Annotated in this window: 1 protein-coding gene; it reads right to left on the reverse strand. The window is 63.0% G+C overall.

Going from position 1 to position 322, the window contains the following annotated elements:
• On the reverse strand, positions 1–322 hold a 322-nt coding region (locus AC0L20_RS40440; protein WP_473295736.1), incomplete at both ends, for a transposase.

Genomic DNA, 322 nt, shown 5'->3' on the forward strand with positions numbered 1-322 from the left:
CCTTACGGCCTTCCGGCGTCGCACCGATCAGCACCAGGATGCACTGCTTTTCGTCTTCGAGCCGCGCCTCCAGATGGATGCCATCAGCCCAGATGTAAACGTAGCGCTTCGCCGACAGATCACGTCCCTGCCACGCGGCGTGTTCGTCGATCCAACCGTCCTTCAGCCGACCGATGGCGGATGCCGACAACCCGGCAGCATCCTTGCCGAGCAGCGCCGCCAGCGCCTCCGAGAAGTCGCCGGTGGAGATACCCTTCAGGTAAAGGATCGGCAGCAGCGTCTCGATCGATTTCGAGCGGCGCATGTAGGGCGGTAGGATCGA

This window comes from Bradyrhizobium sp. Kon58, assembly GCF_055807455.1.